This is a genomic window from Haloarcula sp. NS06 (assembly GCF_051122755.1).
Taxonomy (GTDB): domain Archaea; phylum Halobacteriota; class Halobacteria; order Halobacteriales; family Haloarculaceae; genus Haloarcula.
In genome coordinates, this window is the sequence record NZ_CP184842.1 from 164,123 (window position 1) to 188,804 (window position 24,682).

22 protein-coding genes and 4 pseudogenes are annotated in these 24,682 nt (G+C 54.1%); 8 read left to right on the top strand and 18 right to left on the bottom strand.

Features of this window, described 5'->3' with window-relative positions:
• Positions 1 to 228 precede the first annotated feature (228 nt).
• From ACODNH_RS01785 to ACODNH_RS01810, 6 genes and pseudogenes are all read right to left on the bottom strand, one after another.
• Positions 229 to 648 carry a hypothetical protein gene (locus ACODNH_RS01785; RefSeq protein ID WP_434530021.1) on the bottom strand — a complete coding sequence of 140 codons (420 nt, stop codon included), beginning with the start codon at positions 646 to 648 and terminating at the stop codon, positions 229 to 231.
• Between the two features lie 488 nt (positions 649 to 1,136).
• On the bottom strand, positions 1,137 to 1,421 hold the full coding sequence (locus ACODNH_RS01790; protein WP_434530022.1) for a type II toxin-antitoxin system RelE family toxin: 285 nt from the start codon (positions 1,419 to 1,421) through the stop codon (positions 1,137 to 1,139).
• On the bottom strand, positions 1,414 to 1,686 hold the full coding sequence (locus ACODNH_RS01795; protein WP_434530023.1) for a ribbon-helix-helix domain-containing protein: 273 nt from the start codon (positions 1,684 to 1,686) through the stop codon (positions 1,414 to 1,416). Before ACODNH_RS01795 ends, ACODNH_RS01790 begins: the two co-directional genes overlap by 8 nt.
• A gap of 140 nt (positions 1,687 to 1,826) precedes the next feature.
• Positions 1,827 to 1,970 (bottom strand): annotated as a pseudogene (locus ACODNH_RS01800) (TRAM domain-containing protein); the annotation flags it as partial.
• Positions 1,971 to 2,146: 176 nt separating this feature from the next.
• A complete protein-coding gene (locus ACODNH_RS01805) occupies positions 2,147 to 3,202 on the bottom strand; it encodes a TrmB family transcriptional regulator (protein WP_434530024.1) in 1,056 nt (351 codons plus the stop codon).
• Positions 3,203 to 3,255: 53 nt separating this feature from the next.
• Complete coding sequence (locus ACODNH_RS01810; RefSeq protein ID WP_434530025.1) at positions 3,256 to 5,241, bottom strand: glycoside hydrolase family 15 protein; 1,986 nt, start codon at positions 5,239 to 5,241, stop codon at positions 3,256 to 3,258.
• A gap of 97 nt (positions 5,242 to 5,338) precedes the next feature.
• On the opposite strand from ACODNH_RS01810, the pseudogene ACODNH_RS01815 reads away from it, so the two are divergent.
• The 5 genes and pseudogenes from ACODNH_RS01815 to ACODNH_RS01835 all read left to right on the top strand — a co-directional run.
• Positions 5,339 to 6,875: pseudogene (locus tag ACODNH_RS01815) on the top strand (extracellular solute-binding protein).
• A gap of 53 nt (positions 6,876 to 6,928) precedes the next feature.
• Positions 6,929 to 7,909 carry a carbohydrate ABC transporter permease gene (locus ACODNH_RS01820; RefSeq protein ID WP_434530026.1) on the top strand — a complete coding sequence of 327 codons (981 nt, stop codon included), beginning with the start codon at positions 6,929 to 6,931 and terminating at the stop codon, positions 7,907 to 7,909.
• Position 7,910: 1 nt separating this feature from the next.
• Entirely contained in the window at positions 7,911 to 8,909 is a 999-nt protein-coding gene (locus tag ACODNH_RS01825; protein ID WP_434530027.1) for a carbohydrate ABC transporter permease, read from the top strand.
• 2 nt (positions 8,910 to 8,911) lie between these two features.
• The gene (locus ACODNH_RS01830) at positions 8,912 to 10,102 is read left to right on the top strand and encodes an ABC transporter ATP-binding protein (RefSeq protein WP_434530028.1); all 1,191 of its coding nucleotides are present in this window, start codon (positions 8,912 to 8,914) and stop codon (positions 10,100 to 10,102) included.
• Between the two features lie 246 nt (positions 10,103 to 10,348).
• A pseudogene (locus tag ACODNH_RS01835) lies at positions 10,349 to 11,014 on the top strand (Cdc6/Cdc18 family protein); the annotation flags it as partial.
• Positions 11,015 to 11,476: 462 nt separating this feature from the next.
• Here the strand turns inward: ACODNH_RS01835 and ACODNH_RS01840 are convergent.
• From ACODNH_RS01840 to ACODNH_RS01870, 7 genes are all read right to left on the bottom strand, one after another.
• The gene (locus tag ACODNH_RS01840; protein WP_434530029.1) at positions 11,477 to 11,686 is read right to left on the bottom strand and encodes a hypothetical protein; all 210 of its coding nucleotides are present in this window, start codon (positions 11,684 to 11,686) and stop codon (positions 11,477 to 11,479) included.
• A gap of 1,871 nt (positions 11,687 to 13,557) precedes the next feature.
• Entirely contained in the window at positions 13,558 to 15,111 is a 1,554-nt protein-coding gene (locus ACODNH_RS01845) for a primase-associated protein (RefSeq protein ID WP_434530030.1), read from the bottom strand.
• Complete coding sequence (locus ACODNH_RS01850; protein WP_434530031.1) at positions 15,108 to 15,704, bottom strand: hypothetical protein; 597 nt, start codon at positions 15,702 to 15,704, stop codon at positions 15,108 to 15,110. Before ACODNH_RS01850 ends, ACODNH_RS01845 begins: the two co-directional genes overlap by 4 nt.
• A gap of 547 nt (positions 15,705 to 16,251) precedes the next feature.
• A complete protein-coding gene (locus ACODNH_RS01855; RefSeq protein ID WP_434530032.1) occupies positions 16,252 to 16,596 on the bottom strand; it encodes a hypothetical protein in 345 nt (114 codons plus the stop codon).
• 464 nt (positions 16,597 to 17,060) lie between these two features.
• A complete protein-coding gene (locus tag ACODNH_RS01860; protein WP_434530033.1) occupies positions 17,061 to 17,540 on the bottom strand; it encodes a winged helix-turn-helix domain-containing protein in 480 nt (159 codons plus the stop codon).
• Positions 17,541 to 17,646: 106 nt separating this feature from the next.
• Positions 17,647 to 18,249, bottom strand: coding sequence for a DUF7509 family protein (locus tag ACODNH_RS01865; RefSeq protein ID WP_434530034.1), 603 nt, complete (start codon positions 18,247 to 18,249; stop codon positions 17,647 to 17,649).
• Between the two features lie 323 nt (positions 18,250 to 18,572).
• Positions 18,573 to 18,725 carry a hypothetical protein gene (locus ACODNH_RS01870; protein WP_167467406.1) on the bottom strand — a complete coding sequence of 51 codons (153 nt, stop codon included), beginning with the start codon at positions 18,723 to 18,725 and terminating at the stop codon, positions 18,573 to 18,575.
• Between the two features lie 268 nt (positions 18,726 to 18,993).
• Between ACODNH_RS01870 and ACODNH_RS01875 the strand changes: the two genes are divergently transcribed.
• Complete coding sequence (locus ACODNH_RS01875) at positions 18,994 to 19,152, top strand: hypothetical protein (RefSeq protein WP_434530035.1); 159 nt, start codon at positions 18,994 to 18,996, stop codon at positions 19,150 to 19,152.
• 30 nt (positions 19,153 to 19,182) lie between these two features.
• Here the strand turns inward: ACODNH_RS01875 and ACODNH_RS01880 are convergent, their stop codons facing one another.
• Genes ACODNH_RS01880 through ACODNH_RS01890 form a run of 3 tightly spaced genes read right to left on the bottom strand, consistent with a single transcriptional unit; the run spans position 19,183 to position 20,313 of the window.
• A complete protein-coding gene (locus ACODNH_RS01880; RefSeq protein ID WP_434530036.1) occupies positions 19,183 to 19,392 on the bottom strand; it encodes a hypothetical protein in 210 nt (69 codons plus the stop codon).
• A gap of 55 nt (positions 19,393 to 19,447) precedes the next feature.
• Positions 19,448 to 20,050 carry a hypothetical protein gene (locus ACODNH_RS01885; protein WP_434530037.1) on the bottom strand — a complete coding sequence of 201 codons (603 nt, stop codon included), beginning with the start codon at positions 20,048 to 20,050 and terminating at the stop codon, positions 19,448 to 19,450.
• Entirely contained in the window at positions 20,047 to 20,313 is a 267-nt protein-coding gene (locus ACODNH_RS01890) for a hypothetical protein (RefSeq protein ID WP_434530038.1), read from the bottom strand. Before ACODNH_RS01890 ends, ACODNH_RS01885 begins: the two co-directional genes overlap by 4 nt.
• 234 nt (positions 20,314 to 20,547) lie before the next feature.
• Between ACODNH_RS01890 and ACODNH_RS01895 the strand changes: the two are divergent.
• Positions 20,548 to 21,542: pseudogene (locus tag ACODNH_RS01895) on the top strand (hypothetical protein).
• Positions 21,543 to 21,951: 409 nt separating this feature from the next.
• Here ACODNH_RS01895 and ACODNH_RS01900 read toward each other — a convergent pair.
• Both ACODNH_RS01900 and ACODNH_RS01905 read right to left on the bottom strand, forming a co-directional pair.
• Complete coding sequence (locus ACODNH_RS01900) at positions 21,952 to 22,680, bottom strand: rhomboid family intramembrane serine protease (RefSeq protein ID WP_434530039.1); 729 nt, start codon at positions 22,678 to 22,680, stop codon at positions 21,952 to 21,954.
• Positions 22,681 to 22,974: 294 nt separating this feature from the next.
• Positions 22,975 to 23,241 (bottom strand): hypothetical protein, encoded by a 267-nt coding sequence (locus tag ACODNH_RS01905; RefSeq protein WP_434530040.1) that lies wholly within the window; start codon positions 23,239 to 23,241, stop codon positions 22,975 to 22,977.
• Positions 23,242 to 23,389: 148 nt separating this feature from the next.
• Between ACODNH_RS01905 and ACODNH_RS01910 the strand changes: the two genes are divergently transcribed.
• A complete protein-coding gene (locus ACODNH_RS01910) occupies positions 23,390 to 23,953 on the top strand; it encodes a hypothetical protein (RefSeq protein WP_434530041.1) in 564 nt (187 codons plus the stop codon).
• The last annotated feature ends 729 nt before the right edge of the window (positions 23,954 to 24,682 follow it).

Consider the following 24,682-nt stretch of genomic DNA (forward strand, 5'->3'; position numbering starts at 1 on the left):
CTCGACTCAGCGTGATTGAAAACACTGACAGAGAGTGTGCCAGCCTGAGACGAAAGCACCGAACACCCAGCTAAGCCAGTAATACCCGCCGTCGCGCTAAGTATCGCTTCACGGCGTTTCATAGAGGAATCTCACATCGAATCGGTAAGTGCCTTGCCTGAAATGACCGTCAGCGCCGTGAAAACAAATACGAGGTAGCCAGTGCTCTGAGGTCGACGTATCGGGTGGTCAATCGTCGGCTACGGGAGTCGAAGTCGGGCCGTCTCGGGGTGCTGTTGGGTCTTCAGTGAGCGTTTTGTACAGCATGATTAGCATGGCGGCGATCAGGGCGAGCCCCCAGAGGAATGCAGTTGGCATCAGGAAGCTCACTCCAGCGCCTTCGCCGATCCAGACCACACCCGGGATCCCCCACTGCCCTGCAATGAAGAGGGCTGTGACAGCGGTACGGAGACGACCCGTGACACCAAGCGCGGGCACGGCAAAGCCCATCACGAGTGCAAGGATGGAGATCACCCCCAAGTGGGCGTGCCCGCCAACCATCCAGCCGGGGACACCAGTGCCACCGGAGAGCCGGACAAATTGGTACAGTCCAACCACCATCATTGTTGCCAGTCCCAAGAAACCGCTTGCTTTGAGCGCTTTTGTCATACCCGAGTGGGTTGACATCTCCGGTGCTGTTAAAAGTTGATGAATAAATGTTAGTACTCTACATTCGACACATGATAAACTGATGGCTGTTGGAGAGTACTTATACTCTGGATCGATCGAACAGTCACCGCAGTTCCATGGGAAAAGCAGTGGACCAGCGCCCTGCAGTCACCGGTCTGAAGTCAGAGTATTGTCCGGAATCAGGCCAGATATCGTAAGCAATCACCGTCGACAGTCCCGGGTGTTTTCAGGTACATCAGGACACGAACTGCCCCCCTCCGATTAACCGTTATTACCCGCGCGCGTATGCATCAGCGTGAGAATGAGTCACACAGGACCGCTACCGGCGGATCCTGAGACCGGCATATTCGGATACTGAAAATAACCCAGTCATCGTTCATGCGTTTGCTTCCTGGCAGACCGGATAAACCCGTCGGAAGTACCCCTCACATTCGAGGAATTCTGGTGAGGTCCTACTCAACCGAGAATCAATCGTCGTCAGCTTTGTACGCACCGCCTCGCCGCTCGATTGTGTAGACATCGAGGAGTTTGGCGGAACGGTCACACTCAGCCCCGAGACGGAACTGTCCGATACGGAGTTTTGAATGAGGAGCACCGGTCAGGGGCTCCAAGTAGTCGTCAGGGGTGCGCCATTGATCGTTCACGATTTCATCGAGCTTGTCTGTGATGCGGTCCTGGGCGTGAGGATCGAGGTCGTCATACGTTCGCTTCGCAGGCTTGCGAAACTGCCAGGCCCACTCGTCGTCACTCATCGTCGCCGAGAATCTCGTCGCGGGAGAACGTCTCACTCTCGCCTGTGCGTCGCGCGTGTTCAACGGCAGCTATTTCCTTCCACGATTCGCGGGACAGATCCGGATGCTTGACAGCATCCCGCAGCGCGTCCCTGATGAATTCACTGCGGCTGTTGTAGCCTTCATCCTTCCACGTGGCGTCAATGTCTTCGAGGAACGCCTCGGTCAACCGGATATTGATATTAGTCTTGTCGCCGCCACCATTTGCTGTATCTGCATCCGACATACGAACGTATTACACTCAACAACTGAAGAGTGTTCCGCAACGTTGCGACTTGTCAAATAAGTCGTTATTACTAACGTCGCGATTTAGCAGGCTGCGAGCCTTGCCTAGACGACGTGGTACATCTGAAAGAACCCATCGGGTCACCCGTTCGATGGCAGCCGCGTAACCACATCTGCAAAGGCGACGTTCCTGGTCACATCAGTGATCTCGACAGTAACGGGCTCTCCAATGTCGGTATCCGGAACAATCACGACAAATCAGCGCTCGACACGAGTAATCCCATCAGAGGGTGAACTTAATAGTCACCATCGTTGATTTCATACCGATCCTGATGATCATCTCCCCAGTGTGCCTGCATATCGTTACTGAGACCGCTAGGTTTAATCAGCACCACTCTGTGACCACTTCTGACCGTAATCCAGCACCGATTCAACGCGGCAAATTAGGGTAAGGTTGGTTCCTATGGAGACCGTGATCGCTCTAGAGTCACGTCTTTGGCTTGGAAATCCTCTATAAAGGCCTTGGCGCCACCAACAGTGAATTTTTGATCATTGTGCTCAACAACAAGTGACTCCTGTGTCGGGAATTCATTTGAAAATGGCCGGACAAGGCTCTGTTTTACGTCTACAATGGTTCCCTCAATGGTTTCGTATGGTCCCGGGGCCTGTGTCTGTCTGATATCCAATTTCGATTCGATGACAGAACCATCCCTCAGATGCAACGTCGCGTCAAACACTGCGTGCCGGAAACTTGTATACGATTGGGGGAGTAATGGCGCTTTCGCAACATGTTTCTGGGTACCCATGATCCAGTAGTTCGCAATGAAGGAGTCAAACAGCGCAGAAACGATATGATCCTCGGCGTGATAGATCGCATATTCGTTTGAATTCGAGTTTAGCACTGGCTCGGCTGACGTGACAATCCCGTCTGATCGGTCAACGGTGAGAATGACCGGTGCAGGCGCCGTCCACGTCTGGACGACATTTGCTACCGATTCGTCGATTGTACTCCTATCATCGTATTGCGTAACCAGGAGCATACAAAATACGCCTCGCTCCTGGGCAGCCCGTAGCGAGTCCTCGACCTGAGATAATACCGATAACGGGAGTGATAGGATGATCTCTGTCTCTGCAGCGGCGATCAAATCGCTCAGTCGAGCGAGTATCGTACGGCGTGACTTGATGATGCTGAATGATTCCTGTTCGTAGCTCTCTGTATCAAACAGATCCTCTAGTCGCGTCTCGATGGTGTGTAGTTCGGACACGAGATTCCCGATTCCTTCGGATGGTGGAATCGCCCGTAACTGCGCCGGATTGACGTGATCATCTATCTCGATGAGATTGCGCTCTGCTAGTTTCTCCACGATATCGTACGCGTAGCTGGTTGAGATACCTGTCTCGTCGGATACGACACTAATGCGCGTGGTGCCGTTCCGCAGGATAGTCACGTATGCAAGAGCTTCCTTCTCGGAGAGCCCGAACGAAGTGAGCCTGTTGACGATTTCGTCGTTGTTCATTATTATGAATAACTTTTGTCCTTGGTTCTAAGAGTATCGGCGGCGGTGCTTCGTTAGCGATCCTGCCGAGCAGCGTATGTCGCGAGTCGGATCGCATGCGACCAACCCAGCGGTGTCGCGCTGTCGGGTGTCCCCGAGTCGAAAAACTGTTCTGGAAGATAGCCGGAAGGGAGACACAGCGATCCACCAAACGTAATTTCGTCGAATAAGCGATCTGACCACGCTGCGGCATCGAACGAACCGTTCGTATCGCGAAACAGTCCTACCGCTTTCTCAGCGGCGTGGGCGCCCCATCCGGTCGATACAGTCCAGACTTTCTCGCTGTCTTGCGTACGCTGCCGCCATGCATCTGCCTCGAATCGCTGCAGTCCACGAATGTTGTCTGTCTCCGTCCAGAGCCGATCGAACCCCGTTTCCAGATGTTTCGCCAATCGCTGCCGCCGATTGGCGTCGATATCGTCAATTGCATCGTACGCCAGGTGTGCATCGATCAACGCGAACGTACTGCTGTCGACACGCGCATCGATGTTCCCGTTCTGCAGCCGAAGGGCATAGATACGGTCTTCGGGCACCCACATTGTCTCCAGCGCTTCGTAGAGCATATCCGCTTGCTCGGCTGCGTGTTCGCGGATGCCCGGGTCGAACGGCGCGTCCGCAATAGCGCTGTATGCGTGGAGGAACTTGGCAGTAGTGTGAGTGAACCGGCCGTTCATGTTCTCCCACGCGTTCTCACAGACCGCCGGTAGTCCGTCTGCTTCAATTGATCCGTCTAGCCCATCAACGCCACGGGCGAGTGCATCTCTGAGCTCTGGTTCGAATCGTTCAGGGATCGATTCCTCGTATGAGAGATATTCGGCGAGGAAGATGAGCGCACTGGCCGTCTGGTCGGCTTGGTAGTGACGCTCGTCGCCTTCAATGTGCCCATTAGCCCAGCCAGGAGCCAACCGCCCGTTGCGGGGCCACACGCGGTGTGGCCACCGGCCATCATCCAGCTGTGTCTGCAGGTAGAACTGTGCGCTACGCCGGTGAACATCGTCAAGATTGAGATTGAGAATCTTGTCAGCATGCAGGAGGAACGTCGATATTTCTCCATCATCCCGGAACCACATGTACCCATAGCCTCCGGAGTACTGGTAGTGCGGGTCGAAGTCGGGGCCAGCGATCCGAGCGCCAGTCGGCGCCGATAGCATGTCGAGTACCCGAAGGTCGACTGAGACGAGTTCATCGTCAACAATCCAACGCGATGCATGGCTGACCGCCTCACTCGTGTCCAGTGACCCGGCGTGCCGTTGTGTCCATTCGTTAATCGCAGCTAGACTATCTGAGCGCGACTGATAGTTGATGTCGGTGAGCCTGTTTACAATCGTCGTCTGGCCGTCGTTGAGTTGGGTGCAAAAACTCACGCCACCTGTAAGTCGGCTTCCCTCGTACTCGTCGGACTCGTCGAACCGTGGAAATGAGGTCGATTTGTCGGCGAGAATCTCGTCGAATCCCTCCAATACCTCGGGTGTGATTGCCGATAGGTCGGTAGAGGCACTTAGATAGTCGTGTTCTTTGTCATGGTACACTTCAATGATCTCGTCATCGTGGATCAGTTGCCCGACCTGCCCCTCTTGACCGTCAGGGACAAATTCGACGAATCCGATGATTTCGGGATTACTTGACAAGCCACCTGCCACCTCAAACGACGTAACGTGCGATAACCCGTTAGTGATGTCCTGTTGCCGGATTTCGAACCCATTGAGATTGTGTATCGTCTCGACTGCCGTTTTCTCCGCTTGATACGTCTGGTCCCCCTCCTCAAATTCATCGAACCAGTGGACTCCCTCATTGTTCCGGATGCCGAATCGAGATGACGCAATTCCATGGAGCCCACACAGTGGATGAGAAAAATCCCGGATTGTACCGTCCGGGCTGATGTGTACAAGCCGTTGGTTGGTGCCTGTGAACCGTCCCTGCTGTGTACGCCGCTCGCCTGGAAAAGCGTGCGTTGCGTCGGTATTCCGCTTGTAGTCATCAAGTGACCGTCTCAAGACCATATCTCGAACTGTGACTATTCACAGATAAAGTTATTGTACTATCTCAAAGACACTCCCAAATCTTTAAGTTAGCATACTTTAATGATGGAAACGAGCGATGTCAGAAGGTAATTCCTCAGATGATAGACGGCGTTCAAGTGTCTCCCGACGGCGTTTCGTGACAGCAACTGGCGCAGCTGGCGTGGTAGCCGGATTAGCAGGATGTGCTAACTTTGTCGGCGGCGACAGTGGTAACGGCGCGGACGGCACACAGACTGGCTCGTCGGGACAAGACTCGACGACGGTTCAGTGGGCATTCGATCCAACGGCTGTTCAGGAGAATGGTGAGGATATTCGACGGGCTCTCCACGAACTGGGTGGCCTGTCGGACGACATCACTGTCGACCTGATTCAGCCCGCAGAGGAGACCCAAGCTCGGCAGGAGAACATCACCCGGTTGCTGCGCGCCGGTGAGAACTCTCCCGACATGTTCTTGATGGACAATGGCTGGACGAATACCTTCATCCAAGCGGGGCTAATCGAGAACCTGAACGAGATGGTTGACGATGAAATTCTCTCGACAGTCGATGAAGAATTCTTCGATGGGTTTACTTCGACGGCTCGAAATCCCGGGAGCGGCGACCTATACGGGATTCCAATGTTTGCGTCCTTCCCGGCGATGTTGTACCGGAAAGATCTCGTCGAAAAGGCGGGTTACAGTCCTGAGGAGAACAACTGGGCTACTGAGCCAATGACCTGGGAGAAGTGGTCTCATATAACAGCCGACACGCTTGATAACACCGATGTGGATCATGGCTGGACAACCCAGTGGGACGTGTACGAGGGAACCGCTTGCTGCACGTTCAACGAAGTCCTATCCTCGTGGGGCGGGGCGTACTTCGGCGGCCGTGAGAACCTGTTCGGGCCGGTAGGTGACCGACCGGTCACCGTCGATTCCGAACCGGTGATCCAGTCGCTAAACATGATGCACCGGTTCGTCCACGGTGAGGAGGTCGGGACTGAGTACAACGGCATCAAGATCAACGAGATGGCCGGCGATATCGCCTCGACCGATATCCTCGGCTGGAATGAGAACCCATCGTTCGCACCCTTCCGCGAGGGTAATGCGGTTATGCATCGCAACTGGCCTTATGCCATTGCGCTGTCCGGTCGAGATCCTGAAGAGGCGGCAGAGCCTGCGCTAGGCGAGAACCTCGGTACGATGCCTATCCCCTACGCCGTCTCGGAGGAGGATGCCGAGTTCCAAGGCACCGGTGGTACTACTTCTGCACTGGGCGGCTGGCACGCCACTGTCAACCCCAACAGCGACAAGCAGGACGCTACAGTTGAGGTCATCCGCGCAATGCTGGACCCCGAGTTCCAGCTCGAACTGCTCTCCCTGCAAGGCTGGCTGCCGCCGCGGTCCGAACTGTTCGGATCCGACGAGGCCCAGAACGTCCCCGTGATGGGGCAGTTCATGGATACCCTCCAAGTTGTCGGGGAGAATGTGATGCCACGACCGGTCACAGCTGTCTGGCCTGACCAGTCTGAGTGCTATCGCCGAACAGGCCAACAGTGCCGTCGCCGGAGATATGAGTTCCACCAACGCGATGGCTTCCCTGCAGACCACTCTCGAGAAGATCGAGCAGTCCTGAACACTACACCTGTATATTATTGTCATGGACAAACTACGACGGAGGCGGTTTTCATGAGTGCGGAAACGAGTCGTGAACCCCGCAGCTCTGGCCCGTTAACAGCTGTAATGCGATGGATGGAGAATCTCAGCGACACCCAGTTCGCGTACCTGTTGCTGACGCCAGTATTTGTGTTGCTGGGGGCGGTTGCACTGTATCCACTGTTGCGGACGTTTGAGCTGTCGCTATATTTGACGCAGTTGGGCCAGACTGAGTGGACGTTCATCGGATTCCGACACTACATCGAGCTATTCACTGGACAGAAAGACCCAATCCTGCCAGGATCGACGACGTTCCTGCCGCGATCACTCGCGCTCAGCGACATTCTCAGTAGTGCGCTACCAGTAACAATCATCTTCTCGGTTGTGGGCGTTCTCTTTGAGACGGTGATTGGCCTCGGGCAGGCGCTGGTGCTGGATCAAGACTTCCATGGGCGTCGGTGGGCCCGCGCGGCGATCATTATCCCGTGGGCGGTGCCGATTGTCATCCAGGGAATGATGTTCTTCCTGATGTTCAACTCCTCAATCGGCTTCTTGACGCCACCGCTAGCTGAGTTGGGTATCCTGGCACCGACAAACACTCTCAATGACACCGCCAGTTCGCTGTTCATCGTCATTGTCGCCGATATCTGGAAAACCTCGGCATTCATGGCGCTGCTGATTCTGGCGGGCCTGCAAAGTATCAACCGCGACCTCTACGACGTTGCGAAAGTTGCGGGCGCATCGAAGTGGCAGCAGTTCAAGTACATTACATTCCCACTTATCCTGCCCACGATCGGCGTGGCGGTGCTGTTCCGAACGATTCAAGCGATGCGGGTCTACGGCCTGATAGATGCCGTGGCCGGCTGTGAGACGGTACCGTCGCTGTCGTGTATGGTAGTCACGACGTTCCTGCATCGCCAGGGGACATCCGCAGCTATTGCGTTCACGACTGCGGCGATCATCGGCGCTATCGTCATGGGACTGATTGCCTGGCAAGGGGAGGACGCTATCTGAGATGACAATGACAACGGATAAGGACAATCCAGACAGTGGACTGCTCAGGCGGTGGGTCCAGTACGCTATTGAGAACCCAAGACGGGTCTATCGAGTGTTGTTCTACGTCGCGATTGTCTTCTTCATGGTGACAACACTGTTCCCGTTTTACTGGCTATTCGTGCTGGCGCTCACACCTGAAGGACAACTACTGGGCGGTGGCTACTTGCCCGATATCGAACTCTTCGGCCTCTCGACGACGTTTCCATTACCCGTGCCCCAGGGGTTCAATCCGGAGGCGTTTATTGCCGTCTTCGAGCAGTTGCCGTTCCACCTGTACATGCTGAACAGCTTCGTACTGGCGATCTCGACGACGGTTATCGTGCTGGTCATCGCGAGCCTAGCGGGCTACGTCTTCGGCCGTCTAGAGTTCGCGGGACGGGTGCCGCTGATGTTAGCTATCCTAGCGATCAGCTACTTCCCGCCGGCAGCCTTTGTCGTGCCACTGTTTGAGGCCTTCACTGGAAACACTCCGATCGTGATCCCGTTCACGGAAATTCCGCTATTCACACCACCGCGGTTGCTGAACACCCCGGGTGCGATGGTAATGCCGTTCAGCGCAATCTTCATGCCACTGTCTATTTTCATTCTGACGACGTTCTACGCACAGATTCCCGACGGGCTTGAGGATGCCGCTCGCGTTGAGGGGACAACACGCTTCGGTGCACTATTCCGTGTAATCATGCCACTGTCTGCGCCCGGCGTGGCAACTGCTGCCGTGCTGACGTTCATCTCGGTCTACAACGAGTACTTCTTCAGTTCGATCATGGCCACTTCGCCGGACGCAGCCAACTGGTCTCCGATCGTCGGCGGGATTTTGAGTTTCCAGACACAGTACACGACCCAGTACAACCTGATGGCGGCGGCAAGCATCGTTGCGGTACTGCCGGTCGTAATCTTAGTTCTGATCGCTCAGGAGCGTATCGTTAGTGGACTAACTGCGGGAGCACTCAAGGAATAACAATGGCACGAGTCAAACTCGAACACGTCACGAAGCGCTATGACGACGGTGAAAGCGGTGTTGTCGCCGTCGATGATATGAACATGGACATCAATCACGGGGAGTTTATTTGTCTCGTCGGCCCCTCTGGCTGTGGCAAATCGACCACGATGGAGACGATTGCTGGCCTCACCCAGCCCAGCGAGGGTGAGATATATATCGGTGAGCGAGACGTGACGGATCTCCCACCGAAAGACCGCGGGGTGGCAATGGTATTCCAAAATATTGCTCTGTTCCCGCATATGGATGTCTACGACAACATCTCGTTCGGACTGCGACTGCGCGATTACCCACAAGACGAGATCGACCGACGCGTCGAACGGGCGGCCGATATCGTCCAACTGGAGGGGATGCTCGACCGGATGCCTGACGAAATGTCCGGGGGCCAGCGCCAACGGGTCGCTATCGCACGCGCAATCGTCCGGGAACCAGATGTGTTCTTGATGGACGAGCCGCTGGCAAATCTCGACGCCAAGCTACGAGTCCACATGCGGACGGAACTCCAGCGTCTACATAAGAAATTGGATACGACAATCATCTACGTCACCCACGATCAGGCCGAGGCGATGACAATGTCTGATCGCATCGCAGTATTGGATACCGGTGAACTCCAGCAGATCGACCCGCCGCTGGTCTGCTACAACGAGCCCGCGAATCTCTTTGTCGCGGGATTCATCGGTTCGCCGTCGATGAACTTCCTCAACGGAACCGTCGACGATGGCGGCGTCGAGACTGAGCACTTCTACGTCAAGTTTGACCCAGCAGCCGTTGATGACCTCGCTATCGGTGACCAAGTAACAATAGGTGTACGCCCCGAGAACGTCCATCCGGCGACTAAGACCAACGAGATTGCATACCCGTCGGCGCCGATCAACGCTAGGACGGACGTACTGGAGCCGATGGGAGATGAAATCTTCGCGTACCTGCTGATGGGTGAGGGGAATACATCCATGGCCCAAGAGACAGCTTCCAGCGATCAGTTGCTAATGTCGATTGATCCCGACTCACCAATCCAAGCGGACGACAATATCCAGGTTGTCCTTGATCGCGAGAGGATGCACCTCTTCCACGGAGAATCCGGCGACGCACTGACCCACAACCTCGTCGCATCGACTGATATCGAAGCTACGGATACGCGTGTCGGATCCGACTAGTTCTCGCCCTTAGCAGTCGTTTCATATTTAGAATATTTTTCATAGCTGTTGTCGATATCTTTGCAGAACTGAAGTCTGTATGCAAAGTATATCTGCGAACAAAGAGAGAAGTCCTACGCTAAGCGAATCGTATTCCTTTTTTGTTGTGGGTTTTATCCCCGTCGTGTTTACCTATGGAAAGAGGGTGACTCCATGACATACTTCACGCTCCAGGGGCTTTAGCGGGATTCTCATGGAGTCACCCTCATCCTCGCGATCAGCAACAAAATCTCGTTTAAAGATTCTCTCGATGAGCGAGTCCTCAGTAGTCTGCAAGAGCGTGAGTTTATTTTCCCTCCCTACGACGCAAACCAGCTCCGCGAAATTATGCGTCATCGCCAGGATGCATTTCGTGAAGGTGTCCTCACCGATGATGTGATTCCTCTGGCGTCTGCGTTCGCTGCACAAGAGCACGGTGACGCTCGAAAAGCACTAGATATTCTTCGAAATGCAGGCGAACTTGCAAAAGACGATAACAGTGATGTCGTGCAAGAAAACCATGTCCGAGATGCACGTGAGAAAGCGGATATCGATCGATTCTCTAAGCTTCTCCAAGATCAGCCTACACAATCGAAAGCAGCAGTGTATGCCCTTTCATTGATTGCAGAGGGGAGCAATCAGGAAGAGTTCTCAACTCGTAAAATCTATGAACGGTACGAGCAACTCACGGAGTCACTAGATATTAATCCTCTCTCACAAAGACGGATGTCTGATCGGCTGAATGAACAGGCGTTTCTAGATATTCTCGGCGTCACAGATCGGGTTGGACGTGGCCGTGGGAAAGGCATGACTAATTTTTACTACCTACTGGAGGAGCCTAAGGTCGTACAAAGTGCTATTGAATCTGATCAACGGTTTTCCCCCGAGCAGTAATTCACGATTTTACACTCGACAGTCGGGGTGTCTCACTCGAACTTTCGGACTGATAGATCCCAAGAATATCTATATAAGGGTCTGAATGGTGTGATACGCGATTTAATGCCCATTTACACTCGACGCCCGGGGTGGTCCTCTATTCGGGTACGAGCGAATGAGTGTGATATCCTCTGCACTGGAACGGGGTGGTTTCCTGCGTAGGAATACTGGCTAATCACTGGAAGTGGGTTTCGACTTGAACCCTCCGAGCGTCATTTGCTGTGGTAGACTCTGTTCATTCTCTGGCTGGCCAATCCGCCGAGTCAACCATTGATTGTCTCGTTATCGGGTCCTTCCACAGTTCTACATAAGAGCGGGTCAACTTAACCAACAAATTAAATAGTAACTACAGGATGTTGGTTAATACATCACAGCAGTGCAGTTAACACTCACCTCGGCCGAAAAAGAGCGGTGTAGAGATTAGATCCGGCGCATTGTCGTCACGATCTCTCGACCAGTCACGCGCCAGCGACAGCCGTTCCAGACGGCCTCAACGCGCTCGAAGCGGCCGTCAGATCGCGGGTTGAATTGGATTTTGCGCTTCGGACCACGAACCGGTTCGTAGACGAACCCCTTCGCGTCGGTCAGCGTTACGGTACGACTGTCTGTCGAGTTGTCTGGATCAGTCATTGGTGGGTTACAGATGTAGAGAGAAACCGCGCTAAGCTCCGTTTAGAAGAGAGATGAACCGCGAAGATTCCATCTCACAGGAATATGACTTGGGACCGTCTGCTTGCAGTTAACATTGCTATGTTGGACGTAGACGGTCCAGTACTGCTTCAGCGCTGAATACTATCCATAGAGGTATCTTGCTATACCGAAACTATGCAACCACAGCCTCTCAGCCGTTGTAAGTATAGGTTCTTTGCTCATCAAAAAGAGTGAAACGGCTGCTCAGTAGCGCTGTGTAATGGCCATCCAGCCAGCGCGGTCAACTGTCCGCGACTCGCTATCATCATTTGTGACGACGCTTCGGAAGCCCGAGCTGTCTTGATTATCTGCTGATGTACGGAGGGAGGACCCTGCCCCCCAGTCGCTCCGGCCACATGGATTACATACGGGGCAGTACTGTATGATTGGCTGTACGAAACTGAGACCAGACTGGCCGAACCTGCACTAATACTCCCGTGGTCAACAGCTCCAGAGTCAGCGACCGATGATATGTCGCGCAGGGACCGCGAGCGACCGCGGGCTTTCGAGGGGTGCATCTCCGGCCTGTCCCCTGCGGTCGTAGTAGGGGTGTCGAGGCGAGTTGCCATGCCTGTCCCGAGGGCGTCCTTCCAGGGCCGACCTGCCTTCCAGCCAGCCGTCGACGTCGTCGCTCCAGAGTGCAGTCACATCCAGTGTTAGAATCCAGATACATTCGCGTCCCTGAGTTGCCTCCCTGCTGTGCTGTCTCCACTGTCTGTCCCCCCACTGTGCGCCCCCCTACTGTCCCCCCACTGTCGCTGCGCGTCCCTCCACCGCTTCCGGAGCTGTCCCAACTCACCATCCACTGTGTTGCCCACTCACTTCGATGCGGCCTGTCCCCCCATTGTCGCCCAGGCGGATCTCCCCACTGGTTGTCCTTGTATCGAGGTCCCTTCCACTGTGGCATCCTCGCTGGTCCACCCCTTGCTACACTCGCCGTTGCACTCCCGTGTCACTGCGACCCGCTCTGCCGACACAGGCGTCTCGTCTATCTAGCCATTCTGATAGTAGCCCGTCTGGGTGGTCCACGGCTGGCTGCCGTCTGAAGCCCGCTGCCAAGCGCTTCTTGGCTTCACCCCTCCTACACCCCCTACACCCCCCTCTCTCTTTGGATAAAATCGGGGGGTGTAGCACGTCCGAACACCCACCAAAAGAGACTAAACCATCTCTAATATAATCTAAGGCTCTAATCCACGTCTGAACGCTATTCGGAGCTCCGTATAGAACACACTGAACGTCTGAACACCCCGCAGACGTCTGCACACAGCCGAATTCTGGATATTAGCGTTATTTCAAGATTCTTATCCTGAATCAAATGTCTGAACACCCCGCAGACGTCTGCACACAGCCGAATTCTGGACATTAGCGTTATTTCAAAAATCTTAGCCCGAATTTCACGTCTGAACACCCCTCAGACGTCTGCAAACAGCCGAATTCTGGACATTAGCGTTATTTCAAGATGCTACACCCGGATATCACGTCTGAACACCCCGCAGACGTCTGCACACAGCCGAATTCTGAACATTAGCGTTATTTCAAAAATCTTAGCCCGAACCCAATGTCTGAACACCCCTCAGACGTCTGCACACGTCTGAATTCGGGCTATACAGAACCAGAACCCCAACCACGCAATGAAAATATGGGGAACCTGATAGGATTTCGATTGATACCTGCACCTTCATCAGACACTGGAGCTGTTCACAGGACTTTTCGGATAGCCCCACCGCCTCGGGCCACAATGAGAAGTGGCGATATAGAAAGTTTCTGTGCAGACGCAATCCATGGGAAAAGAACGGAAAGTCAGAACTGAGTTAGCTATATTTCGGTTCCGCCCTGGAGGTCATCAAGTAGATCGTACATCTCTTGGGGAACGGAAGACTCTGGTAGATCGAATAGGGGCAATTTTCCTTGCCGATACAATGCCGTTTCATGTCGTCGTTGTCGCACCCCATCGGGAGGGCATCTTCACCGTCGATAGTCCCGTGGTCAATTTCATAACCAACCTGATAGTTGGTCTCGGCTGGGTCGTACCGATCCCACTTCTTTTCGAAGAGATTTGCGACGTCATCAATCACTGCTTGTTTCATATTTTCATGAGACATTTGGTGGTAATCTTGTAGCCACATCACCATCGCGACGAAGTTGTAGAGGTCCTTCCTGACCGGCCCACCATTTTCGACTCGAAGGTCCTCGACCATGTTCTCGAAGCAGGGGAGTTCAAAGATATCCTCCAGCGTGTTGACGGTGATCTCTTTCGCACCGGACCCCCCACCTCCCAGTTTGAATAGTACTGGTTCGTGGTCTGCTCGGGCTCTTCTTTCGACTCCTCGAATGTCGTCCCGGTCTGTGTAACTTGTCAGTTTCGCAGAAAGGGATTTCACTCCATTCAGTTTCGTCTTTGCACTGTCCTCACCGAACCCATCGGCGTCGTATTTTGTAATCGCAGCATAATATTCACTCGCTTCGTTGAACTCGGCAGGGTCTAGGCCATCAACTTCTTGGGCCGCATTCCGGACCAATCGAAGGAGATTCTGGTCGGGGTCCCAGTTCGACCATATTTCGTCTTTTTGTCCGTGATCTAGTAGTTCATTCACCTCTTGTTCGAGGATTTTGCATTCACTGTATATTCCCTCGAAATCTTCATCAGCGGTTTTCTCCCAGTTGGTGTCCAGAAGGGCCTTGTAGCTCTTCTTCTGTTGCTCCCAGAGTTTGGTTGACCCGTGTTGAACCGGGACGTACACATTGTTATCACGAATGTGGTAATTCGTTTCTCCAACGGCCTCGTTTTCCTCCGGATCGTAACCGCCTTGCCACTCTCCGTTAGTGAATCTGGCTTTACAAGAATCGGATGCTGCGACTAGTGGGATCTCGAAAAATTTCTCGAATTCAGGATGGGCATCTGGGTGGCGAACGATGGCGGTTGCACCCCCAGATAGGTGGGGGCGATCTGCATTGTATTCCTTCTCGTACATCCGCGAAGCGAGGTCAAGAATGAACTCTGAACCCTGCTGCATCACCATGGGGACCATGAGTGAGCCGTAGAGTTCTCTCATGTTGCTGATGAGCTGGATAGCTTCTGGGGGAGCAGTCTCCAGATACGGATGCTTTCGGAGAGCGCACGCTGTAGTTGTCGCTATAATAGCCAGCGCTTCTGGCTCCTTGAATTGCGGTTCGTCGAACGTACTGGTTCGAATCGTGGGGTCGAATGACCACTCTGCAAACTTTCTGATGTGGTCGATGATATCTGCATCGCTGTTCTTGTAGCACTCAGTCCCCCGCTGTAAGACTTGGAGACGGTCGTGGTGGTTGTAGTCCTCTGCGAAAATCATCACCTTTAGTGCTTCTTTTGAATTAGTGACTCTCATTGGTTTTCTCCTCCTTCCGCACCGGGCCTTTCAAAGAAGCCCTGATCGGCTTCAGATTCGCTTTCGAACACCTCTATGCTATCCGGGAGTGGTTCTGTCTTGAAGTCGAAATCAGGGCTCTCAATCGGTGTCACAATGCGACTGACGCCAGCATGGAGCGAGTAGGGGAGTCGCATCACCCGCTCGGAATCCGTCGTGACTTGCCGGTCGATGGGGATGTTTAACTTGTTCTCAAGATGATCGGCCAGAAACCGCCGATTGCGGGTGTCATACCGATACTCGGGAGTGTCTTCGTGTAGGTAGACGTGGCACCCTTGCCCTGAGTAGACGACTGTTGTTTCCTCACTTCCGAGAGTGTCTCTAAGGAATTCGTCCACCTCGAACCCGTATTCGAGAGTCTGTTCTATATCCTCAAATCGGTACTTACGCCCGGCTGGAGGGGCTTGAATTATCCCTGCTTTCTCTCGGATTTCTTGGTTTGTGAGTCCCGTTGAATCTATGTGGGCTTTCGCACTGCTCAGGGCTGTGTCTTTGGCGTCAATGTCGATAGCCAATGCCCAGTTCCTGTCGTGGAAGTCAACGGAGTAGTACACTGCTTCGGGGACAGCGGGTTTCCCTGCAAGTTCTGGTTCGACTGAGTTGTTTGTCTCCTTCCAGTGGGTCCTCTACAGCAGGCGATTGAATGAACGAAACGAGACTATTGCCACCAGACCATCCAGTGAATCGCCCCCGCAACTGCCCAGATCCTGATTTAGTGAATGTATTCCGCCGGATGAAGTCACGGTCAGGGATACCTTCTCCCCGGACTGGGTGGGGTTCTTCAAATGCCAACCCAATCTGCTTTGGCTTTGATTCTCTGATGAATCGGGGAATCTCCCCTATCTTTTCGGGGAAGACGGTTTTGTAGTACTCAACTATTTGCTCTCGATCAGTTTCTTTCCAAGACGTATTTGCTTCACTCATAGCGTTGACTCCAGTTGTGAGAATGTTCGAACCATCGTGACCCCGTCTTCTGGGTTTTCGTCGAGGTGGTCCTGAAGATTGCTAGCCCTGTGAGCCACTCTAGATGGAATCTCTTCGACCAGCCCAGCATCTTCCAGCGGGTCCCACACTTCCTTTCAATCCGAGAATGAGTAGGAACTACCCAAATCTCTCTCCACCCAACTCTGCCAGTTTATTATAATCGTCTACTACTGCACTCGAATTATTACTGCTAGTTTCGACTTCACCAGCATAACCGATATCTCCCTCGTTAGTATAGGCTACAACGTCTATGGTCTCACCGCCCACAGACTCGTATACGCTGACAGCATCTACGTCCTTCTTGTTTTTCAGAGCTTCTGCAAGCAGATGTGTCCCCACGCGATGCTCGATCTTTTCGAAGTAATCCCCGAATCCATTACCGGGAGCCTGCTCATTGAGGACCCCCACCCTTTCCTGGTAAGCGAGTAGTAGCGCCGACGGATACCTTATCTTCCTCGACATAGCCTTCCTCTATCAACTGGGCAATATCGGGATCACCAGCTCGGGTTTTGAGGCCAGTCATCGAGTCGGTCAGTGAGTAGTCATCGAGTTCATCCCGGAAAGCAGCCGCAATGAGGCTCATGAATGTCACGTCGTCTTTTGAGAGCCCCAATCGCTCGCGCTCTGCTTCGCTCATCCGGGACGGCGTAGTGGTAATGTCGAACTCGAGGTCTCCGCTGATTCATCACAGGTTAAAATCTCCGTCCAAGGACAGAGGCTGAAGACACAAGCAAAGCAGTTCGCGCCTGCAGGTGAGGTGCCGCTACCACCACAGGTTCCGTCCAATCCATTTGAGAACGATAACGACTGAAGCAGACCGAGAAGAGCGACACACCCTCTACCTCATCGGTTGATACCAACCGTATGAATACCGCGAAGAGGGGCTACCTCTGACAACAAATGTGCTCTCGCTTGAGGCTGATACACTAATCGGTCGGAAGAGTAGGTTCACTTGCTGTACTTGTCTTCCAATGCCGCTTCTTCGCGTGCCAGTATCCTGACCCCCTCTCGGATACCTTCAGTGAGCACCACCCGCCCCATGTCCGTAAGCTCGTAGTACGAGTATGTCTCTTTGTCCCCGTGTTGGGGTTTCGTCTGTTCTTAATCAGTCCAACTTCTTTCAGCGTTCGAAGCGGATAGTGGAGGTCATTGTCCTCTTCACCCAGAACCATCGATAGTTCGCTGGTGCTGAGTTCGTTGTCCTCGGCGAGTGCTTCGATGATCCGGAATTGCTTCGGTTTAGAGGCGACCTCGTACATCTTGAGGTAGTCCTCAAGGTCGAAGATACTGTCTTCGGGGAGGTCAACGTCCAACTCGAATTCGTCATCATCTCCCCCATCATCCTCTTCCCTGTCAGGTTCTAATACGCCACCATCTGGTATTCCAGTGCGCTCAGGATTGCTCATGTATCTTATTGTTGTATCCGAACTACATTAAATATTTTTACTCCGGTACTCAGCCAAGCCTGACAGCTCCTAATACCGAAAAACGCTACAGGTGCCAGAGAGACTATTACGCGACAGTCCGAATGTGGGCCTTGACTGCTTGGTAGAGTCCGTCGAAATTGTCGAACTCGTCAGCAGTCACATGCCATCTATCCGAGACGGCGTCGACCATGGAACTTTCAACGTTTTCTTCGCCTAGGAAAAGCACCTTTTCCATTAGTTCCTGGTCGGGCAAGTGCTCACAGACAGACCCGATCTCAATACCTACACCAAGGTTGTCACCCATTGCAGGGGCAATGAACATCGTAACGACTGACGCTTTTGTGTATTCGATACTTTGAGTAGCAGCGTCCATCTCGTGCAGTGGGATTTCCGGGTCTGTCGCAAGAAATGCGTTGACACCGCGTTCTGTCCGGAGTTTGCGCTTGAGTTCGATGAGTAACCAAAGTGCTTCGTCAATATCGAACTCATCATTGTTTGCTTGGAGACTCCCAAGTGCTTCATCAAGCGTCTCTCGCGAAGTGGCAGCGTCACGTTCCGGATGGGCCGACTCATATGGGGGGTGAGACTTGTAGGGTCCCATCAGGTAGACCAGTAGCCGTGGTTTAGAAACTTGGTCTTCCTCAATGTATGAACTACTCTCCAGGGCTTCGATTAGGCGTTCTTGCATTGTTTTATTTGTATCGTTAGCTCGGGTTCTAGGCAGAGTGGATAGTCTGTTGATGAGTCCTCCTACAAATCGTCCATCGTTTGTTGGCCTCCACGGAACCGAACTACTTCATCGGGATGGTAGCTCATCGTGAGTTTTTCTGTGACCTGTTCGTCCCTTCCCGGTCCAGCGAGTTGTAGAATTGCTTCGAACTGTTTTTACGTCCGGAGGCGACAGAGCGAAATCTCGTTTGATCGCCGCCGAAAGATGCTCTCTGAAGAAAATAGAACTGCCCAGCCTGTTCGACTGCATCATCTGGTCGGTATCAGTACTGTGGTGACCCCCTACTCCGGTGCGACGACATCCGCACATGTCGGACACTCCGCCCAGACGCCTGCTGTCCCATCGGCCTTCTCGTATTCGACCAGCGTCCATGCGGCTGTGAGAGGGTCACCACAGTTCGGGCACTGACCAATGGTCTCTGTGTTGTCAGGCATAATCGTATACCAGGGAACTCAGCGATAGTGTGTGAAAAAATCACACCGCTTTGGACATAACCGTTTGCGTCGTCGAAAACGCAAGTCCAGCTTGCCCGATGGTAGCCGGTATGACTGCCGGGACTCCAGTCAGTGGCCGGAGGGAGTCCGTCTGTTTCAGTTTCACTCCGGTGGCGATACATTCTAGGTTCCGCTGGGCAAAAGAAACGATATGGGAGAAGCGATCCCTCTCGGACGCGTATGTCGGCGGTGTGGTGAACAAGTTGTGTTGGCCGTCGACACCGAGCGGGGCGTCTATACGGATGATCTGGAAGCACTCCTCCAGACAGACCCTGGGCACAGAGCACTCATCAGAACAGAGTGTGACTGTCCAACACCGCGAACAGTCACGGTGGAGGGGACGACGGCACCGACAAATGGCGAGTAGTCACAGACGGAGAGTCCAAGCCAGTTCTTCTCAGCAGTTCGCTTCGATACCAGCCACTAGCCGCTCATCAAGGAACCGTTCTCGAAGCGATTCATTCTCACTGATGCTTTCGAGAAGTTGCTGAACGCGCTCGGGAGAGTGCAGGAGATTATACCGATCGACGAGGGCAGTTGCAGATCGGGGGCCAACTGGCCGACCAGTGACTGCAGCATCACGAAGCCCAAGGCGAATGACCTGCAAATCGTGACGCGAGTCAAAGCCCCACGCTGCAGCTCGCTCTTCGAGTTCGGTATCATCAGGTGTCGAAGCCGATGATATTGTGACACTCCCGACAGAGACAGACCCCTTGGTCAGGGTCGTGCGACCAGTGGTGATAGTACAGATTCCCGCCGACGAGTGCTGAGGCACGTTCAAGATCAGTCCGTGTACGCCGACACAGCGGACAAGTAACCTCCCAGCTCCACCCGAAGGCTGCAGTTTTCGTCGCGAACCGTTCGGTATACTCGTCGGTGCGTGGTTCGTCCTTGCTGTTGGTGATTCCACTCCAGAGCCAGTCATCCCAGAATCGCTGGACCATCGTCGTGAGTGTCGCGGGTTCGACGATCTGGAGATAGGCTGCATCAACGGCAACAGCACACCAGGTCCGTAAGTTGACGTCACACTGTGTGCATGCCGCATCGAAGTACGGGACGACACCTGGGAGGCCTCGTTCATACAGCGTGACTGCCTCACTACAGTTCGGACAACAGATTGCGACGGGCACATCCAGCAGTGGGGACTGTTCATCGGCTTGTGACAACACCTGGGCACGGTCGCCATACGGTTGCTCAGTCGAACGCGTAAGGGTCGTCCCGTCGACGAGGTCGTCCAGAGCAGCTGTCGGTGCGGTCTGAGTCATACGCCTACGTCCGTATGCCGCTCTGCCTTCGGAGGCTGATCGGAGAGACTGGATTGGAGTTCCGTGATGGGTTCCGTATCGATGATTTGCCAGTCAGCACCGCAACGACGCTCTTCGATCCGCCACATCGTTTCCTCGCCACGACAGGCAAGGTAGCGGACACGCCGGACCTGGCTATCAGTGGTGCTCTCAAAAGAGAGAACGAGGACGGTCTCCAGTTTCGTATCGGTACGACTTAACGGTGATACGCTATCTCGTGTCATGGTTTTACTCGAGAAGAGCCGCTACCAGCAAGCGTAGTACCCAGTACGGACGCTGTACCAACTGCTACTGACTCTCCTCACTCTGCCTGGAACACAAAATACACTGCGACACAACTCGGGAAAGAAGGTAGCTACGCGGCCAGAATTGGTCTTCGTTCTATGTAGCCAAGCGAGAGACATCTGAACCAACCGTTCTGCCCTATCGTTTTGCCCGTTCATCACGTACCCTTGGTCATGACCTTCGGGCCTACGTGGAACAATCTACTCGAGAATATTGAAGCACTCCAGTCTGGAGCAACCCTCGTTACCCCGCTGTCACGCAAAGTCTTCAGCATCGAGGATGTGCAGGAACATCGCGTCCTAATTCAGTACCGGGACGACGACGAGACAATTCCACTCCAGAAAGACCAATTTGAGACGCTCTACGAGCGCGTGAGTGATGCTCGTGGCGAATTCGATGTTGACCGCCTGCCGCCGGACGCGGAACCCGTACGCGACTGTCTTGTCGCTTCACCCACGCTTCGAGGTCGATGACCGGGCTGGGACATTGACTGAAAGCGATCAGTCAACGGGGTCGCCGTTGGTGGAAGCCCAAAGTGGGAGTGAGGAACTCGATGAGACCGAGCGCGAAGAGCCGGATCTGGACGTGTATGCAGACGCATTACTGCTGATTGACGCCCTCGAACGTCACGACCTGACGACGCTCGAAGCCGTCGACACGCCCGCACTCGTGAACATCTACACCCTGCTCTCGGACGTCCAGCGCAATGCAAACGACCTCCGGAAAGAAGTTCGGAGCGTCTTGCTTGACCGACTGCATCACGACCAGCCGGTTTCTGGACAGTTTGGCTCCGTCCAGCGGACGACGCGTCGGAACCGGTCGCTCAAAGACGACGAACTGGTGTTAAACGCGTTCGAGTCCGCTGGCACTCGAACGCGAACGGTTGACGACGGTTGATTCCAGCAAAGTCGACGACGCACTCGCGGTGACCGACCTTTCTGAGTCCGATGTCTACGATATCGAACCGAGCGAGTACGTTCGCAAGGCCGATGTGGACGAGCAAGAGAAAGAAACGCGCCTGCAAGGACTGAAAGACCAACTTGAGGCGACCGAAGGCGATGAAGCTGACGAACTCCGTACCGAAATCGAAGAGCTCGAAGATCGGATCGCTGAACTGACCGAATTTCGATCGGGTCGGTCATTCCACGAATCATCAGCCGGCGGGTAGAGTCGACCACCGCCTACAACGGTTATATCAATCGTCGTCTGCGAGTGTCTCCGACGCGTCCTCTCTAGCGCTTCTATCGCGTCCTCCAACTCCTCGGAAACGTCGGCGTCGTCCACTTCCTGCTTGGCAAGTCGGGTCTGTTTAATCGCTTCTTTTACTCTGTCTGTCACTTCCACGCATTATAAATCAACCACGATCACAAAAATCTCTGGGGTCCCTTTCGGTTGAAATTTGCTTTGCGAGACGTGCCCGGACACGAGAGCCAGCCCATCCAGTGACACAGAGCGCGAGCGGTTCGGGACTGAGAGGACCCAGCCTGTCGGCTGTCGAAGCTGAGAGCTAATGTCCGCGCCCCTACTGCCAGACAGAGTGCAGACCAGTGCAATACACTGGAGTTTCGTGAGTGTCCTTACCGCACGCACTTTCGGCCTACCGCATACCCAGCACCCAACGCGAGACCAACGAGGTGTCCGATGACATCTGCGTTTCCAGTGGGAAAAAATCCAACAGACTGACCGAGCAGGTACATACCAAAGCCGAGCGGGAACAGGAGTACCGCACCCTGCCAATACGCACGCAGTGCCTCGTACTGAACAGGCCCATAGTCGTTCGTATCCAGTTTCAGCCCTTCTCGGTGTGCGAGAGACAGGTGTGCCCCGTAGAAGCCCACGAACGCGAGTGCGCCACCACTAGCGCCCAACGTACTCTGTCCGGTCACGCTTGAACTGACCGTCACTGCCACCAGCGCCGCCGCGACGAAGAACCACAGCACCTCAATGCCACTCATATGCTGCTCACTCTCGCCGGCGAACAGCCAGAGAAAGGCAATGTTTCCGAGAATATGCGCCACGTTGGGCGGGAGGCCATGTGAAATGATTGCGAAGACGAGCCCCGGCGATAGCGCTGGGAACGACGCCGTCGTGAACAGCCACTGCCACTGCTTGACTGTCCAGCCGAAATAGAGTGTCCCGATTTGGAGGACATACCACAGCAGGATAGTCAGAATCAGTGACTGCGTGGCACGTCGCTTCCTGAACGTGAGCAGGCGGTAGAGATCATCAGCGAGCGGCAGCTTCGGTAGCGCCTCAATATGCTTCATCGAGACGTTACACCCAGCCATCCGGCAGTCGCTTTCCATGGCTCTGGACTAATTTGAGGAACGGTTCAATCTCAGCGAACCGAGGTCCCTGACTCAATTTCATAAGTCTGATCATCCAACACGATGTAGCCAGCGTCGGCCAATTTTGGGAGGTGGAGATGGACATATTCGGCGTGGATCGGCCCCCCCAGTGTTTGACTCATCGGTTCGGACTTCTGTGAAGTGGACTGTCTCCGTCGGTTCCTTGGCAGCTAAGCCCGTCAAGACTCGGCGACGAGGTTTTGCTTTGAGACACTCACAGTAGTGTGTCCCACGGATTGTGTCCCGTCATGGTTACATCTCCTCCAGCGCCGCGGCCACCATCACAGCAACAATCAGTCCTGCGAGAAGCGTAGCTGACAGCCACGAGAAACCGGTTACTGCGGACAGATGATACTGTATATCAACTGCTGCTGTCGCCAGTGGACTGGCAAGGATGACTGCAATGAACGCCCCGAGTACGGATTGCCTATCAATCTGCCCGCGCTGCCGGTTCTGGTCAGTATACGATACCCTCGCCATCGGTGTGCAGCGGTCTGCACTATCTTCGGTAGCTTCCATCGACACCTTCGCCGACAATGGCAGGGAATAAAAACCGGTACGACAGTTTTAGGGCTTCTACCGAGGGTTTAGCGCCATCAAGAGGTCCCTGTATCAGCGTCAACCCATAGTTCTGGCCTTTATTACCCAGGTTATCTAACCGAATCGTATGGCTCGAGTCCCGTCGGAGTTCACTGATGAATTCGATGCCAAAGGAGACCGGTTTTTCGCGATTGCCGAGCTGTTGTACGCCAACCCCGATCGGCAATACACCCAGCAGGAACTCGCCGAGCGATTCGACTGCTCAACGACGACGATCAGTAATCACACCGGCGAGATGAGTGAGTGGCTCGACCGTCGCGACAGCCAGACCACCTACGCCTGGGACGTCGACGTCCACGATCCAGGCCACACGGAGACCACTATGGCTGTCCGACGATTCTATGCCGACCTCTGGAATCTCCTGAAAAAGCACTCTCGGACTGGCCCAGGGGCGTTCGCCCTTTTTGGGTTCAGTATGCTTCTCACTGGCACCATCGTGTTCTCGTTCTACGTGGGGTTCACACTCAATCTGTTTTCCGAGTCAGCACTCCCGGTCAGTGTCTATCTGGGTATTGCCATTGGGTGTGTACTCACCGGCATCATTGTGACACTCTGCTCACCGTACATGGCCTGGGTAAGCAGACTTCTATGGCCACGGCTGCCTGAGGGCCCGTTTGGGAAGGACAAATGACGGTGAGATTCCACACTCTCTGCTTGCCAAGAGTTACTGACACTCTTTGTTCCCATTTCATTTCGAAAAGGGTTGTTAGTATGAGTGAACGGTATCATACGGCCGCGCGCTTCAAAAAACCCATTTCGGAAGGAAAGATGGTCGGAGAGCAACTCAATTTCTCCAGCAGCTTTGCAGGCCCTAAACTGCAATAATTACAATTCTGAACTCGTTCCGGATAAGATAGTACAGAACTCCCAATCCAATAAGCCCCAGCAGGAGACAGGAAGCGCTCAAGAAAACTAGCCAGTCCTGAATAATCGCGACGACGGCGAGCGTCAGGTACTCGACGCTATCGACGTGCGTAAGCGGTGGACCACTGTCTCGACAGTCTCCGCTACGCGATTATGGGAGCGTCGGGCGGCTCGTCGCAATCGGGAAGCGGAACGTTCGCCAGCACGTTTTGACACCGAACGGTTCCACACGCCCAAATCATCGTTTTTATCACTGAATCTGGCACTGCGACGAATCGCAAGAAGACGATACGACGGCGTCGTGACAGCATTATTTCCGAAGAAAAACAGCCGGTTCCTAATGAAATTTCTGACAAGTGGGTCGAAGCTACCCGGTCACTCGGGGCTCTCCCGGGCGCGGGTGACAGCGGCAGCCAGCGCGGCTAGCTGCTCACCGTCGAAATCCAGCACCACGCGCACATCGTCGCCCGTGACACACGCCGTCGCCGAGCAGTTG